We start from the raw sequence: 12,078 nt of genomic DNA, 5'->3' as shown, positions 1-12,078 counted from the left end.
GAATGGATTCAGCAGCACTTTCCGCAGTCAAAAGCTATGCCGCATCGCGGCCCGCCACTCAGGCCGGCACCGAATCCGGCGGCAGTATGTTTGGCCGGGTCGCAATGAATTTTGCGCAGACCATGGCGCAAGGCGAAGCCGTCGCGCAGCAGGCGATGGTTGGTGATGCCGATCCGCACGCCTTGGTGCAGGCACTCGCACAGACCGAGCTTGCCGTCGAAACGGCCGTAACGGTGCGCAACAAGGTAGTCGAGGCCTACCAAGAAATCCTGAGAATGCCGGTCTAGCATGCTCGACGAGATCATCTTTTTTGACACCTTGCGGCAAGGTCTTTGGGTTGCTGTGCTGGTTTCTATCCCGATCCTGACGGTGGCCTTGGTGGCTGGCGTGTCGATTGGTTTGGTGCAGGCGCTGACGTCGATCCAGGAAATGACCCTCACTTTCGTGCCCAAACTGGCCGCCATTGTCGTCGTGTTCTGGATGTCGATGGGGTTCATGACGCAGACGATGGTCTCATTCTTTCATGGCCGCATCATTCCACTGATTATCGGAGGTTAAGTTGGACAGTACCGGATATATTACGTTGACGCGGCAGTCGGGTCTGATGCGCGAAATGCAGGTCGTCGCAAACAACATCGCCAACAGCGCTACGTCGGGTTTTCGCCAAGAGGGCGTTGTCTTTTCCGAATTTGTCAAAGGGATGCAGGGTGGGCCGTCCTTGTCCATGGGGCAGGCCAATGTGCGCCAGACATCGTTTGAACAAGGGGCGCTGACCCAAACTGGCGGCACATTTGATTTGGCGATTGAGGGTGACGGCTATTTCCTGGTCCAGACCCCGAATGGGGAGCGATTGACCCGCGCAGGGTCGTTCACCCCCAATGCCGAGGGGGACCTGGTCACGCCTGATGGATATCAGGTGTTGGATGCTGGCGGTGCGCCGGTGTTCATCCCGCCGGATGCCGGAACGATTGCGATATCGCCGGACGGAACAATCAGTGCTGATGGTCTGCTTGTTGGTCAGGTCGGTCTTGTGGCCCCGACCGATACGGTCGGCATGGTCCGCGAAACGGGAGTCATGTTCGATGCCCAGAACGGGTTTGAGCCAGCCGGAAATGCGCGCGTGATGCAAGGCTTCATCGAGGCTTCAAACGTCAATCCGATTGGACAGCTGGCCCGGATGATTGAAATCCAACGTGCCTATGAGATGGGGCAAAACTTTCTTGATTCCGAAGACGAACGTGTGCGCCGTGCCATGGATGCAATGTTGAAATCACAATAAGGAGACGCTGATGCGCGCCCTGAAAATCGCGGCAACAGGAATGTTGGCCCAACAGATGCGGGTGGAAACCATTTCCAACAACCTCGCCAACATGAGCACAACTGGATACAACGCCCGCCGGGCTGAGTTTGCAGATTTACACTATCAGCAAATGACCCGACCGGGGGCGATCAATGCCTCTGACGGGACAGTTTTGCCTGCGGGTGTTCAGCTTGGGCTGGGGGTTCGTCCAACGGCCGTCTCGGTTCATGTTGCCCAGGGCTCACTTGCAGCAACCGGCGGCGATCTGGATGTTGCGATCGACGGCAACGGATTTCTCGAGGTGACACTGCCATCTGGCCAGACAGCGTATACGCGGGACGGTGGTTTGAAGCGAACAGGCGAGGGGGTGATCGTTACGTCTGACGGATATCCAGTATCGCCCGAGATTGTTATTCCCGAAGATGCGCAAAGTATATCCATCAACGGCGACGGCGAAGTTTATGCCTATTTCACCGACACCCCTGCGGGTCAGTTGATCGGGCAATTCAACCTGACCGGTTTCACGAATATCAAAGGGCTCGAAGCGCTTGGCAGCAATCTGTTTGCCGAAACCGAGGCGTCCGGCCCGCCGATTGTCACCACGCCGGGACTCGATGGGTTGGGCACCTTGCGTCAGGGATTCTTGGAGGAAAGCTCGGTCGATGCCGTGCGAGAGATTACGGAACTGATCGCGGCGCAGCGCGGCTATGAAATGAACTCCAAAGTTATTTCGGCCGCGGATCAGATGATGGGCGCAATGACGCAGGTGCGCTGATGAAACACCTGATCGCTCTTTTGCTCCTGTGTACCTCCGCTCAGGCGGATGTGGTGACACCGACCCGCACGCTGCGCCCGGGCACGTTGATTACGGCCGCGGATCTGACGGTCAAGGCGGGTCTTCAGGATGGGATGTTTGACCGCGTGTCAGATGTGGCAGGCCAAGAGGCACGTATCGCACTTTACGCCGGGCGCCCCATCCCCTTCGAAGGGATCGGTCCCCCCGCGGTTATAAACAGAAACCAGATTGTGCCCATGCAATTTGATGCAGGCGGTCTGACGATCCGAACCGAGGGACGCGCGCTTGAACGCGGCGGCATCGGTGACCGTGTCAGGATTATGAACCTCAGTTCACGCGCAACGCTCTTTGGCTTTGTTCAGCCGGACGGCTCCATAAAGGTGACCCAGTAATGACTTTTGCCATGCGCCCATCGCTCCGTAAAATCGCAACCCTTGCCCTGTTGGTTACGATTGCTGCGTGTGGGCGATCAGATCATATCGGCAAGGCCCCCTCGTTCACCAATGCGCTTGACACCAAAGAGCATTCCGCGATGGTGTCGACGGCTCTGCCCGAAATTATAGAAGAACGCGGCCCCTTGGATCGTGCATCGCTCTGGAGTGGACAGCGTGGGTCGCTGTTGGGCGATCGACGTGCCATTCGACAAGGTGATATCTTGACGGTGGTGATCGAAATCGATGAAAAAGCCGAGATCTCGAACGAGACAGACAGATCGCGCAGTGGATCGGAGAGTTTGGCAATCCCGCAACTCGGTGGTCTGCCGCAGCGTCTTGATCGCAAATTGCCGGAAGGCGCGTCTAGCTCGGACTTTGTTTCAATCGATTCCAACAGCAGTTCCAGTGGGGACGGATCGGTCAAACGTAAAGAGAAACTGACGCTGCGTGTGGCGGCAACCGTCGTCGATGTCCTGCCCAATGGCGTCCTGTCAATCACAGGCTCGCAAGAGTTGCGGGTAAATTTCGAGATGCGCGAGCTGTTGGTGTCCGGTTATGTCCGCCCCGAAGATATCTCGCGCCAGAATGAGATCACCTATGACAAAATCGCCTCCGCGCGGGTGTCATATGGCGGTCGCGGGCAGATCACGGATGTGCAGCAACCCCGTATCGGGCAGCAGGTTCTTGATGCTGTTTTGCCATTCTAAAGGATCGATGCAATGAAAAAACTGTTGCCGCTGATACTGATTTTGATCGGGACAGGTGCGGGTGTTGGGGCGGGTATCTACCTGCGTCCCGAACCCGACATAGCCGAAGAAAGTGTGGCATCTGAAGCTGTCAAACCCGAAGCTAAGACGGATGAGCCCGGCCAGGATGGCATGCATGAATATTTCAAGATGAGCAACCAGTTTGTCGTGCCTGTCATCAAGGAAGACAGGGTAAAGGCACTGGTTGTGATGTCATTGAGCCTTGAGGTGCCAGTCGGGCAAAAGGACGTCGTCTATGCCCGAGAGCCAAGGTTACGCGACTCATTTCTGCGGGTATTGTTTGACCATTCAAATATTGGTGGCTTTGACGGCGCATTTACGAACCCGTCCAACCTGGATGTGGTACGAACCGCATTGAAGACTGTGGCGCAAAGAGACATGGGCGAACGCATATCAGACGTCCTCATCATCGAGATTGCGCGTCAGGATTATTGATCATCATTTGTGCAGCGTGTGGTTAATTGCAGACTGAATGACGTCATTCTGGCGACGTTGCTTGTCTTGTTTGACCGCATCTCGCGCCAGCTGCGCGGCGACCAGTTTTTTACCATGCGCACGGCGATGTTGAGGAAGATAGAATTCCTTTTGTGCGAGCACCTGCGCCAGTTCGGTGGTGAGTTGCTGTTGTGCCTGACCGATCCACTTGAGCCAGATGACGTCCGCACCAATGGCCCGGATTGATGAATGTTCCGGACGTTGCGCCTGAGTGTCGAGAACAAGCGACCTGAGTCGCGCCAGTTCGGCACGCAGCACTTGTTCCCGTTGACGAATGGTTGCCATTGCCTGTTCGCTTTTTTGGAACTTGAGGTCGGATAGCGTTTTCAACTGCTCCAGATTCACGGGTTGACCCCCCGCCGCACACGATCGCGCATTTGGTCTGCGAAACGGACAGCCGCCGCAACTGCTTCGTAGTGCTCTGGCGCAATTTCATCGCCAATATTTGTCACCGCGTACAAAGCCCGTGCAGTGGGTGGGTTGCTGTGGATGGGCACCGCGGCCTCGGTTGCAACCTCGCGGATTTTCAATGCGATTTCATCAACACCTTTGGCAACGCAAACAGGCGCCGTGCCAGAGCTTCGGTCCCATTTCAGGGCGATGGCGAAGTGCGTTGGATTTACAATGACCACATCCGCGGCTGGAACATCCGACATCATTTGTTGTGCCGCTACGGCTTGTGCCCTCGCGCGCCTTTCCTGCTTGAGATGTGGATCCCCTTCGGCGTTTTTCGTTTCGTCCATGACCTCTTTGCGCGACATCCGGTTTTTGCGGATATGTTCGTGATGCTGCCATAGTGCGTCGATGGCACCCAAGGCGGCAGACACAAGAACCACGATCAACAAAAAGGTGACGCACAGTTCGGCCAACAACGCGACCACAATGCCAGCATCGCTGTGGATGACTGACACCATTTCGGGCAGGCGCGCCTTGAGGAACAGGGCCAGACAACTGGAGTAGATGATCAGCTTCACAAAACTCTTTGCGAACTCGAAAAATCCACCCCGCCCGAACTTTTGCTTGGCATTCTGCAACAGCGATATGCGCGATAGCTTTGGTTGCAATTTGCTGGGTGCGACAACAAACGCCCTTTGTGCAAGGACAGCCAGGATCACCGCCAATCCGGGCAACGCAAATACAGGAACCAAGGCAAGGCCCGTCGCCCGGAAAATACCGCCCAGGACCGGTGCCTGAGAGCCTGAAAATGCGACATCAGAGAGCTCGGCGGATTGATCCAGAACCACTTGCATCGCTGATCCGAACGGGATGATCATCTGTGTGCCCAGGGCGATAAATGCGAGTGTCAACCCCGCGTAACCAGCTGCCGTTTGTAAATCCGTTGATTTTGCAACCTCGCCTTTTTTGCGTGCCTCCAGCAGTTTTTGGGGGGTCGGATCGAACGGCTTGTCACTGTCGTCGTCTTGCCCGCTCATCTGGTGTGCCCCATTGGGTTGGCCATGAATTGATCCAATGCGGAGAGCCACACTGACAACATCGTTGGCGCGGCCAAAAACAACAGAAACAAGCCGCCCAAGGTGATGACCGGCGCTCCGACAAAAGCGACCATCAGTTGCGGCATCGCCTTGTTGATCACCCCAAGTGCCAAATTGTACAGCACGGACATGATGATGAACGGAGCGGCCAAGACAAACGCTAATTCAAAGGCATGCGCAATCTGCGCAATGCCCCACCCTGCGATGTCGCTGCCAGCCGAGAACAATCCAATCGGCAAAATGACATAGGAATGTATCATCAACTGAGCCGCCTTGACATGCAGCCCGGCCATCATCGCCAAGGCTATCGCGCCAACCATCAAAATGTAGCCGATGGCGGCGAGCGGTTCTATCGTGGCTCCGCCCAGGATTTGGGACAGGGATGTCGATTGGGCAGCGATTGCGCCAGCCGTCTGAAGCGCCAGAACAAACAGCCGCACTCCGATGCCCAAAAGCAAACCAGAAATCGTTTCGGTCAGCGTAAGCGTGGCAAGCGTGCTTGTTGAATAGTCCAACTCGGGCAGCGAAACGGCTGGCGCGACGATCAGTGTAAAGGCCAATGCAAGGGCTAGCTTCACGCGAACGGAAACGGATTGCTCACCAAATCCAGGCAGCAGCGCGACGGTTGCGGCAATGCGCAGGAACACGATGAAGCCCAGCCACAGCTCGGCTTGCATCAGCGAGATCAAGTCAGCGGCAACGTTCACGCCGCAATCACGCCGACCAACGAAGGCCGCGCATCGACGCCGATTTCCTCAAAGGACAGCACCGGGTTCGAGATACCCTTGGCCCGCATCAAGGTTTTTATAAACCGACGGCGCTGGGTGTTTGTGACGACGGCGGCAAAGACGCCTTGTTCTGCCGCATCTTGCAGTCTTTCCGACATGTTTTCGGCCAGCCGATTGAACAATTCCGGCGGCAGTGCGACATCCAGACCCCGATCCGCATCCACCTGATAGCTCACAAAGGTATCTTCCCATTCGGGTGCAAGCTGAACGAGGGGCAGGGTCCCATCTGTCCGGCGCATCTCGGCCACCAGCTGAAATCCGAGACGCTGGCGCACATGTTCACAGATCGCCTCGGGCCGCGCATTGACCCCTCGCGCCTCGGCCGTCGCCTCAAGGATCAATGGCAGATTTCGGATCGAGACCTGCTCATCCAGCAACAGACGCAGGACAGAGTGCAGCACGTCGATGGGCACCTTGTCAGGTATAAGCTCGTCCAGCATTTTCCGGTTCGCCTCGGCCCGGCCTTGATCAGATACGTTGCTCATTTCGTGCAGCAGGCGGCGCAATGATTTAAGCGTGAGCAGGCGGCTGAAGTTCTTTTTCACGACTTCAAGCAGGTGCGTCGCAAGAATTTCGGTTGGCGTTACGATGGTCACGCCAGACATTGCAGCCGTTTCCTGATGTTTTTGTGCGATCCATCTGGCAGGTGCGCCATAGACAGGTTCTGATGTATCTTCGCCTGCGGGTAATTGGATGTCCTCGCCTGGTGTCAATATCAGGATGTCAGAGGCACGCAAAACGCCGCGCGCCTGCTCGACCCCCTGAATGCGCAAAACATAGGTGCCTGTCTCCAATGCAGGATTGTCGGTCAGCCGGATTTCAGGAAGAATGACGCCAAAGACGGACGCAACATGTGTGCGCATATTTGCGATTCTGGCATCCAGCCCCGTGCCGGGATCAAGCACCATATTGACGAGATCCGGCGCAAATTCGACGTGAATGTCGTCAAGCTCCAAGACATCGCCCAGAGATTTTTCCGCGATTGGTTCTGGCAATTCTTCGATTGTTAGGTCGTTCAGTGGCGCGGCATCAGCGCGTCGCTTCATCAAAAATGCCGTTATGCCCAATCCGATCGCGCCGGCCATGAACGGCAAAAACGGCATCCCCGGAAATACGGCGAACACGGCCAGTAAAAGCGCGACCGTCCCGAGTGCCGCCGGATGCTTGCCCAATTGCCCAAACACCGCAAGGTCTGCGGCCCCCTTTGCGCCACCCCGTGCCAACAATAACGCAGATGCAATCGAAATGATGACCGCCGGAATTTGTGAGACCAAACCGTCGCCAACCGTCAGGATGGAATAGGTTTCGAATGCGCTGCCAAGCGGCATTCCGTGTGCAACCACCCCAACGCCCAAGCCCGCGACCAGGTTCAGAATGGTGATCAGCAATCCGGCAACTGCATCGCCTTTCACAAACTTTGACGCACCATCCAATGATCCGAAAAACGTCGTCTCTGCCTGTTCGAGTTCGCGGCGCGCCTTGGCCTCTTTATGGTCAATTGCCCCTGCGGACATATCGCTGTCGATGGCCATTTGCTTGCCCGGCATCCCATCGAGTGCAAAGCGCGCGCCAACTTCGGCCATGCGGGTTGCCCCCTTGGTGATAACCATGAAATTCACGATCAGCAGGACGCAAAAGACGACCAGACCCAAAAAGACGCTGCCGCCCATAATGAATTGGGAAAACCCGTGAATGACGTTCCCGGCGGCTTGTGTGCCTGTGTGGCCTTCACTGATGATCAGCTTGGTGGAGGACACGTTCAGCGACAATCGCAAAACAACTGACGCCAACAAGATCGTCGGGAAGGATGAAAAGTCGAGCGGCCGTTCGATGAACAAGGTGATGGTAAAGACAAGGATCGCCAACGTGATCGAAATGACCAAACCCATATCAAGCACCCACGCGGGCATGGGCAAAATCATCATAATGATGATGCCCATCAAGAAGATGCTCAACAGAACCGTCGGGCTAAACGCATTGATCTTTGGCATAGTCGGTCTGTGCCCTTGCAACTTACTCGTAAATTCATCTGATAATTTAAGGTAATTAAGAAACGCCTAATCGATCAGAGGTCTTTTGGGGCTGCCTTGGCAGAAGGAATAGTTAAAGTATTTATATATAACAGTATCTTATGGCGTTTGTGTATTTACCAACCATGACAGCCCGAAGGGTGGTATCCTTTGCCTTTAGCCTCTGGACGCATCCATCTTATTGAGATCTGATCGCCTACAGCCGCATCTACCGGAGACCGCAAATGACTTTCGCTTTCGATCCACCGCCCCAAGCATCTGTCGCGATTGCGGACAGTTCCGTGCGGTTCCCCGTGCGCCGTATCTTTTGCGTGGGGCGCAATTACGCCGCGCATGCTCGTGAAATGGGCAAGGACCCGGATCGTGAACCGCCCTTTTTCTTTACCAAGCCAGCGGATGCTGTTGTGGATTGTCCCTGCGCAATTCCCTATCCGCCGCTGACACACGACCTGCACCACGAAATCGAGCTTGTGATTGCCATTGGCAAAGGAGGCGCGAATATCGAGCAGGCAGACGTTATGGATCACATCTGGGGTGCTGGTGTTGGCGTTGATTTGACCAGACGCGACTTGCAGGCCGAGGCCAAGAAAATGGGCCGCCCCTGGGATTGGGCCAAGGCGTTTGACAACTCTGCGCCGATGGCCCCCCTTGTGCCGCTCAGCGCGATCACGTCCTTGGCGCAGGGCCGTATCTGGCTCGCAGTCAATGGCGAGACGCGTCAGGATGCAGATATCGCTGACCTGATCTGGGACGTGCGCGAACACATCTCGATCCTGTCGCAGGCCATGACGCTGGCCCCCGGTGATCTGGTTATGACTGGCACGCCTGCGGGTGTCGGCGCAGTGGGGCTGGGGGATGTGATCACAGGCGGTGTTGACGGCATCGGGACACTGAAGCTGACAATCGATCCACCGGGCTGAGCGTAGTCGTCAGACTGTTTGAGTCGCAGTAATCGCGCGTTGCCAGCGGGCATAGCCGTCGGCGCGCGCATCTTCGGGCATGACCGGATCAAACCGGGCATCTCGTGCCCAAGTATCTGCGAACCCGTCCATGTCCGGGTAAATGCCCGCGCGCATACCTGCCAGCCATGCTGCACCAAGCGCTGTGGTTTCAAGCCCCGCAGGCCGATCCACGGGTGCGCCCAGCATATCCGACAGGAACTGCATCGCCCAATCGTTGGCGCTGAGGCCCCCATCGACCCGTAGCACCGCATCCCCTGCATCTGGCCAGTCGGCACGCATCGCTTCCCACAAGTCGCGGGTCTGAAAGCCAATGCTTTCAAGGGCCGCACGCGCCATGTCCGCGGGTCCTGTATCGCGCGTCAGCCCAAAGGTCGCGCCACGGCAATCAGGGTTCCAATAGGGTGCCCCAAGCCCGGTGAACGCCGGCACCAATGTCACGTTGCCACTGCCTTGTTCTGCCAGCGCCGCCGTTTCAGAGGCGGACCCGATGATGCCCAACCCATCGCGCAGCCATTGCACCACCGCACCGGCGATAAAGATCGATCCCTCAAGCGCGTAGGTCGGTTTGCCGTCCAGTTGATAGGCCACTGTGGTCAGCAATCGATTGGTTGATGTGACCGGGGTGTCGCCAGTGTTCAGCAGTGCAAAACACCCCGTACCATAGGTCGATTTCAGCATGCCCGGCTGGAAACACGCCTGACCGATGGTGGCGGCTTGCTGATCGCCTGCAACACCGTGGATCGGTGTCTCGCCCCCCAGCAAATCGGTTACGCCAAAGTCGGACGCGCAATCGCGGACCTCAGGCAGCATCTGCATCGGAATGTCGAGCATGTCGCACATCTCAGGGCTCCACTGCCCCTTGTGAATGTCATAAAGCATCGTGCGTGCCGCGTTCGTGGCGTCCGTGACATGTGCCGTCTTGCCGGTCATGTGCCAGATCAGAAAACTGTCGACCGTCCCAAACAACAACTTGCCGGACGCGGCACGGTCACGGGACCCTTTGTGCTGATCAAGGATCCATTTCACCTTGGTGGCGGAGAAATAGGGGTCAAGCAGCAGACCGGTAACCGCCGTGACCTGATCGCCGTGTCCCTCATCGCGCAACTGCTGACACATTGCAGCGGTGCGCCGATCCTGCCAGACAATCGCGTTGTGCAGTGGCTCGCCCGTCTCTGCATCCCAGATCACGGTGGTTTCGCGTTGGTTGGTGATCCCGATGGCCGCAATATCGCTCGCGCCTAAACCCGACTTGTCCATTGCGGCGGCGCAGGTCGATTGCACCGTGGCCCAAAGGTCGCCAGGCGTGTGCTCGACCCAACCGCTGTTGGGAAAATGCTGGGTGAATTCCTCTTGCGCGGAGGCGATGGGTTTCATGTCGGTGTCAAATACAATGGCGCGCGACGACGTGGTGCCCTGATCAATGGCGAGGATATGGGTCATGTGGCGGCCTCCTTCATCCAAGTATCCACAGCGGCGCGCTCGTTAGCAGTCAGGCGCAGCCCCAGTTTGGTGCGGCGCCACAGTGCGTCGTCCCCGACAACCGCGTATTCGCGGGCCATCATCCAGCGCAGTTCGGCTTCGGTCAATGTGGCACCAAAGTCGCGGCCCAGATCCGCTGCCGCTTTGGCATCACCCAACACATCCCACGCTTCGGTCCCGTAGGCGCGGATCAGGCGGGCAGCCCACTTGTCGTCCAGAAACGGATAGTCAGCCACCAGCTTTGCCCGCAGCTTGGGCACATCGGCGACTTTGAAGTCTCCGCCGGGCAGGGGCACACCTGCGGTCCACGCCTCTCCCAAACCCATCTTGGCGAGGGCTTGCTCGGCCAACTTGCGATAGGTGGTGATCTTGCCCCCAAAGACGCTGAGGACGGGTGGGCCGTTTTCATCCAGCGCCAGCACATAGTCGCGGGTCGCCGCCGTAGCTGATGAGGCCCCATCATCATAAAGCGGGCGCACACCGGAATAGGTCCACACCACATCATCGGCGGTGATCGGCTTTTCGAAATACTCCGACGCAAAGGCGCACAGGTAGTCCCGCTCGGTATCCGAAATCTGCGGTTTCACGTCCGCATCGGTGTGATCTGCGTCGGTTGTTCCGATCAGAGTAAAATCCTGCTCGTAGGGAATGGCGAAGATGATCCGCCCGTCAGATCCTTGAAAGAAATAAGCCTTGTCATGGTCATAAAGCCGCTTGGTCACAATATGCGAGCCGCGCACCAACCGGATTGCATGCTTGGAGTTCTGGCGCATCACACCGGTCAGAATGTCGGCCACCCACGGACCACCTGCGTTGACGAGGGCTTTGGCGCGATAGGTGCCGCTTTCGGTTTTGATCTGCCATGCGTCGCCTTCACGGGAGGCTTGGGTGACAGCCGTGCGGGTCAGGATGGTTGCACCACGCGCCTCGGCGTCGCGGGCATTGAGCATGACAAGCCGCGCATCCTCGACCCATGCGTCGCTATATTCATAGGCCATCTTGAACCGCGATTTCAGTCCTTTGCCTTCGGGTGCAGCTGTCAGATCCAACGTCTTGGTGCCCGGCAAAATCTCGCGGCCGCCAAGATTGTCATACATGAACAGGCCCAGCCGGATCAGCCAAGCAGGGCGGCGCCCCTTTTCGATCCATGGCATTACCTTTGCCAACAGACGCGATGTCGGCGTGTCACTGTCGAACCGCATGTCGGGGGCATAAGGTAGCACAAAGCGCATTGGCCAGCTGATATGCGGCATCGCCTTCAGCAGCACTTCACGTTCTTTGAGGGCGGATTTTACCAACCCAAACTCGAAAAATTCGAGGTAACGCAGGCCGCCGTGGAACAGTTTGGTTGAGGCAGAGGACGTCGCACCGCCCAAATCCCCGGCCTCTGCCAGGGCCACGCTCAGGCCGCGACCAGACGCATCGCGCGCAATGCCGGTGCCATTGATGCCACCACCGATGATAAACAGATCGTATATCTTGTCGTCCGCCACGTGTGTGCCCTCCGCTTGGGGTTTGGGCATCGGTTTAGGGC

The 12,078-nt window shown here is 57.2% G+C and carries 14 protein-coding genes; 8 read left to right on the top strand and 6 right to left on the bottom strand.

Features of this window, described 5'->3' with window-relative positions; genetic code table 11:
- Window positions 1–2: 2 nt before the first annotated feature.
- Genes fliE through Q0859_RS03075 form a run of 7 tightly spaced genes read left to right on the top strand, consistent with a single transcriptional unit; the run spans window position 3 to window position 3,732 of the window.
- A complete protein-coding gene (fliE, locus tag Q0859_RS03105; protein ID WP_299147434.1) occupies window positions 3–287 on the top strand; it encodes a flagellar hook-basal body complex protein FliE in 285 nt (94 codons plus the stop codon).
- A gap of 1 nt (window position 288) precedes the next feature.
- Window positions 289–558 (top strand): flagellar biosynthetic protein FliQ, encoded by a 270-nt coding sequence (locus Q0859_RS03100; RefSeq protein WP_299147433.1) that lies wholly within the window; start codon window positions 289–291, stop codon window positions 556–558.
- 1 nt (window position 559) lies between these two features.
- A complete protein-coding gene (locus Q0859_RS03095) occupies window positions 560–1,279 on the top strand; it encodes a flagellar hook-basal body complex protein (RefSeq protein ID WP_299147432.1) in 720 nt (239 codons plus the stop codon).
- 10 nt (window positions 1,280–1,289) lie between these two features.
- Window positions 1,290–2,075 (top strand): flagellar basal-body rod protein FlgG, encoded by a 786-nt coding sequence (gene flgG / locus Q0859_RS03090; RefSeq protein WP_299147431.1) that lies wholly within the window; start codon window positions 1,290–1,292, stop codon window positions 2,073–2,075.
- Window positions 2,075–2,488: a flagellar basal body P-ring formation chaperone FlgA gene (gene flgA / locus Q0859_RS03085; protein ID WP_299147430.1), complete on the top strand. Its 414-nt coding sequence runs from the start codon at window positions 2,075–2,077 to the stop codon at window positions 2,486–2,488. Before flgG ends, flgA begins: the two co-directional genes overlap by 1 nt.
- An 11-nt stretch (window positions 2,489–2,499) precedes the next feature.
- A complete protein-coding gene (gene flgH, locus Q0859_RS03080) occupies window positions 2,500–3,237 on the top strand; it encodes a flagellar basal body L-ring protein FlgH (RefSeq protein WP_299147429.1) in 738 nt (245 codons plus the stop codon).
- 12 nt (window positions 3,238–3,249) lie between these two features.
- Window positions 3,250–3,732, top strand: coding sequence for a flagellar basal body-associated FliL family protein (locus tag Q0859_RS03075; protein ID WP_299147428.1), 483 nt, complete (start codon window positions 3,250–3,252; stop codon window positions 3,730–3,732).
- A 3-nt stretch (window positions 3,733–3,735) separates the two neighbouring features.
- On the opposite strand, the gene Q0859_RS03070 is transcribed toward Q0859_RS03075, so the two are convergent.
- The 4 genes from Q0859_RS03070 to flhA are packed head-to-tail and all read right to left on the bottom strand — an operon-like array spanning window position 3,736 to window position 8,064.
- A complete protein-coding gene (locus Q0859_RS03070) occupies window positions 3,736–4,137 on the bottom strand; it encodes a hypothetical protein (protein ID WP_299147427.1) in 402 nt (133 codons plus the stop codon).
- A complete protein-coding gene (locus tag Q0859_RS03065; RefSeq protein WP_299147425.1) occupies window positions 4,134–5,225 on the bottom strand; it encodes a flagellar type III secretion system protein FlhB in 1,092 nt (363 codons plus the stop codon). Before Q0859_RS03065 ends, Q0859_RS03070 begins: the two co-directional genes overlap by 4 nt.
- Window positions 5,222–5,962 (bottom strand): flagellar biosynthetic protein FliR, encoded by a 741-nt coding sequence (locus Q0859_RS03060; RefSeq protein WP_299147520.1) that lies wholly within the window; start codon window positions 5,960–5,962, stop codon window positions 5,222–5,224. The genes Q0859_RS03065 and Q0859_RS03060 overlap by 4 nt, the downstream gene beginning before the upstream one ends.
- A gap of 26 nt (window positions 5,963–5,988) precedes the next feature.
- A complete protein-coding gene (gene flhA / locus Q0859_RS03055; protein WP_299147424.1) occupies window positions 5,989–8,064 on the bottom strand; it encodes a flagellar biosynthesis protein FlhA in 2,076 nt (691 codons plus the stop codon).
- Between the two features lie 263 nt (window positions 8,065–8,327).
- Between flhA and Q0859_RS03050 the strand changes: the two genes are divergently transcribed.
- Entirely contained in the window at window positions 8,328–9,023 is a 696-nt protein-coding gene (locus tag Q0859_RS03050) for a fumarylacetoacetate hydrolase family protein (protein ID WP_299147423.1), read from the top strand.
- A gap of 9 nt (window positions 9,024–9,032) precedes the next feature.
- Here Q0859_RS03050 and glpK read toward each other — a convergent pair whose 3' ends face one another.
- Window positions 9,033–10,505 (bottom strand): glycerol kinase GlpK, encoded by a 1,473-nt coding sequence (gene glpK / locus Q0859_RS03045; protein WP_299147422.1) that lies wholly within the window; start codon window positions 10,503–10,505, stop codon window positions 9,033–9,035.
- Entirely contained in the window at window positions 10,502–12,067 is a 1,566-nt protein-coding gene (gene glpD, locus Q0859_RS03040) for a glycerol-3-phosphate dehydrogenase (RefSeq protein WP_299147421.1), read from the bottom strand. Before glpD ends, glpK begins: the two co-directional genes overlap by 4 nt.
- Window positions 12,068–12,078 lie beyond the last annotated feature (11 nt).

This window comes from uncultured Tateyamaria sp., from assembly GCF_947497045.1.
Classification (GTDB): Bacteria; Pseudomonadota; Alphaproteobacteria; order Rhodobacterales; family Rhodobacteraceae; genus Tateyamaria.
Note: the sequence above shows the minus strand (reverse complement) of the source record. Positions and strands in the feature narration are given on the sequence as shown.

Excerpts from the sequence above, each read along its gene's own strand:
- flgH (WP_299147429.1), top strand. The coding sequence starts at position 2,500 with ATGCGCCCATCGCTCCGTAAAATCGCAACCCTTGCCCTGTTGGTTACG.
- flgG (WP_299147431.1), top strand. The coding sequence starts at position 1,290 with ATGCGCGCCCTGAAAATCGCGGCAACAGGAATGTTGGCCCAACAGATG.
- glpD (WP_299147421.1), bottom strand. The coding sequence starts at position 12,067 with ATGCCCAAACCCCAAGCGGAGGGCACACACGTGGCGGACGACAAGATA.
- Q0859_RS03065 (WP_299147425.1), bottom strand. The coding sequence starts at position 5,225 with ATGAGCGGGCAAGACGACGACAGTGACAAGCCGTTCGATCCGACCCCC.
- flhA (WP_299147424.1), bottom strand. The coding sequence starts at position 8,064 with ATGCCAAAGATCAATGCGTTTAGCCCGACGGTTCTGTTGAGCATCTTC.
- Q0859_RS03100 (WP_299147433.1), top strand. The coding sequence starts at position 289 with ATGCTCGACGAGATCATCTTTTTTGACACCTTGCGGCAAGGTCTTTGG.
- Q0859_RS03060 (WP_299147520.1), bottom strand. The coding sequence starts at position 5,962 with ATGCAAGCCGAGCTGTGGCTGGGCTTCATCGTGTTCCTGCGCATTGCC.
- glpK (WP_299147422.1), bottom strand. The coding sequence starts at position 10,505 with ATGACCCATATCCTCGCCATTGATCAGGGCACCACGTCGTCGCGCGCC.
- flgA (WP_299147430.1), top strand. The coding sequence starts at position 2,075 with ATGAAACACCTGATCGCTCTTTTGCTCCTGTGTACCTCCGCTCAGGCG.
- fliE (WP_299147434.1), top strand. The coding sequence starts at position 3 with ATGGATTCAGCAGCACTTTCCGCAGTCAAAAGCTATGCCGCATCGCGG.
- Q0859_RS03075 (WP_299147428.1), top strand. The coding sequence starts at position 3,250 with ATGAAAAAACTGTTGCCGCTGATACTGATTTTGATCGGGACAGGTGCG.
- Q0859_RS03050 (WP_299147423.1), top strand. The coding sequence starts at position 8,328 with ATGACTTTCGCTTTCGATCCACCGCCCCAAGCATCTGTCGCGATTGCG.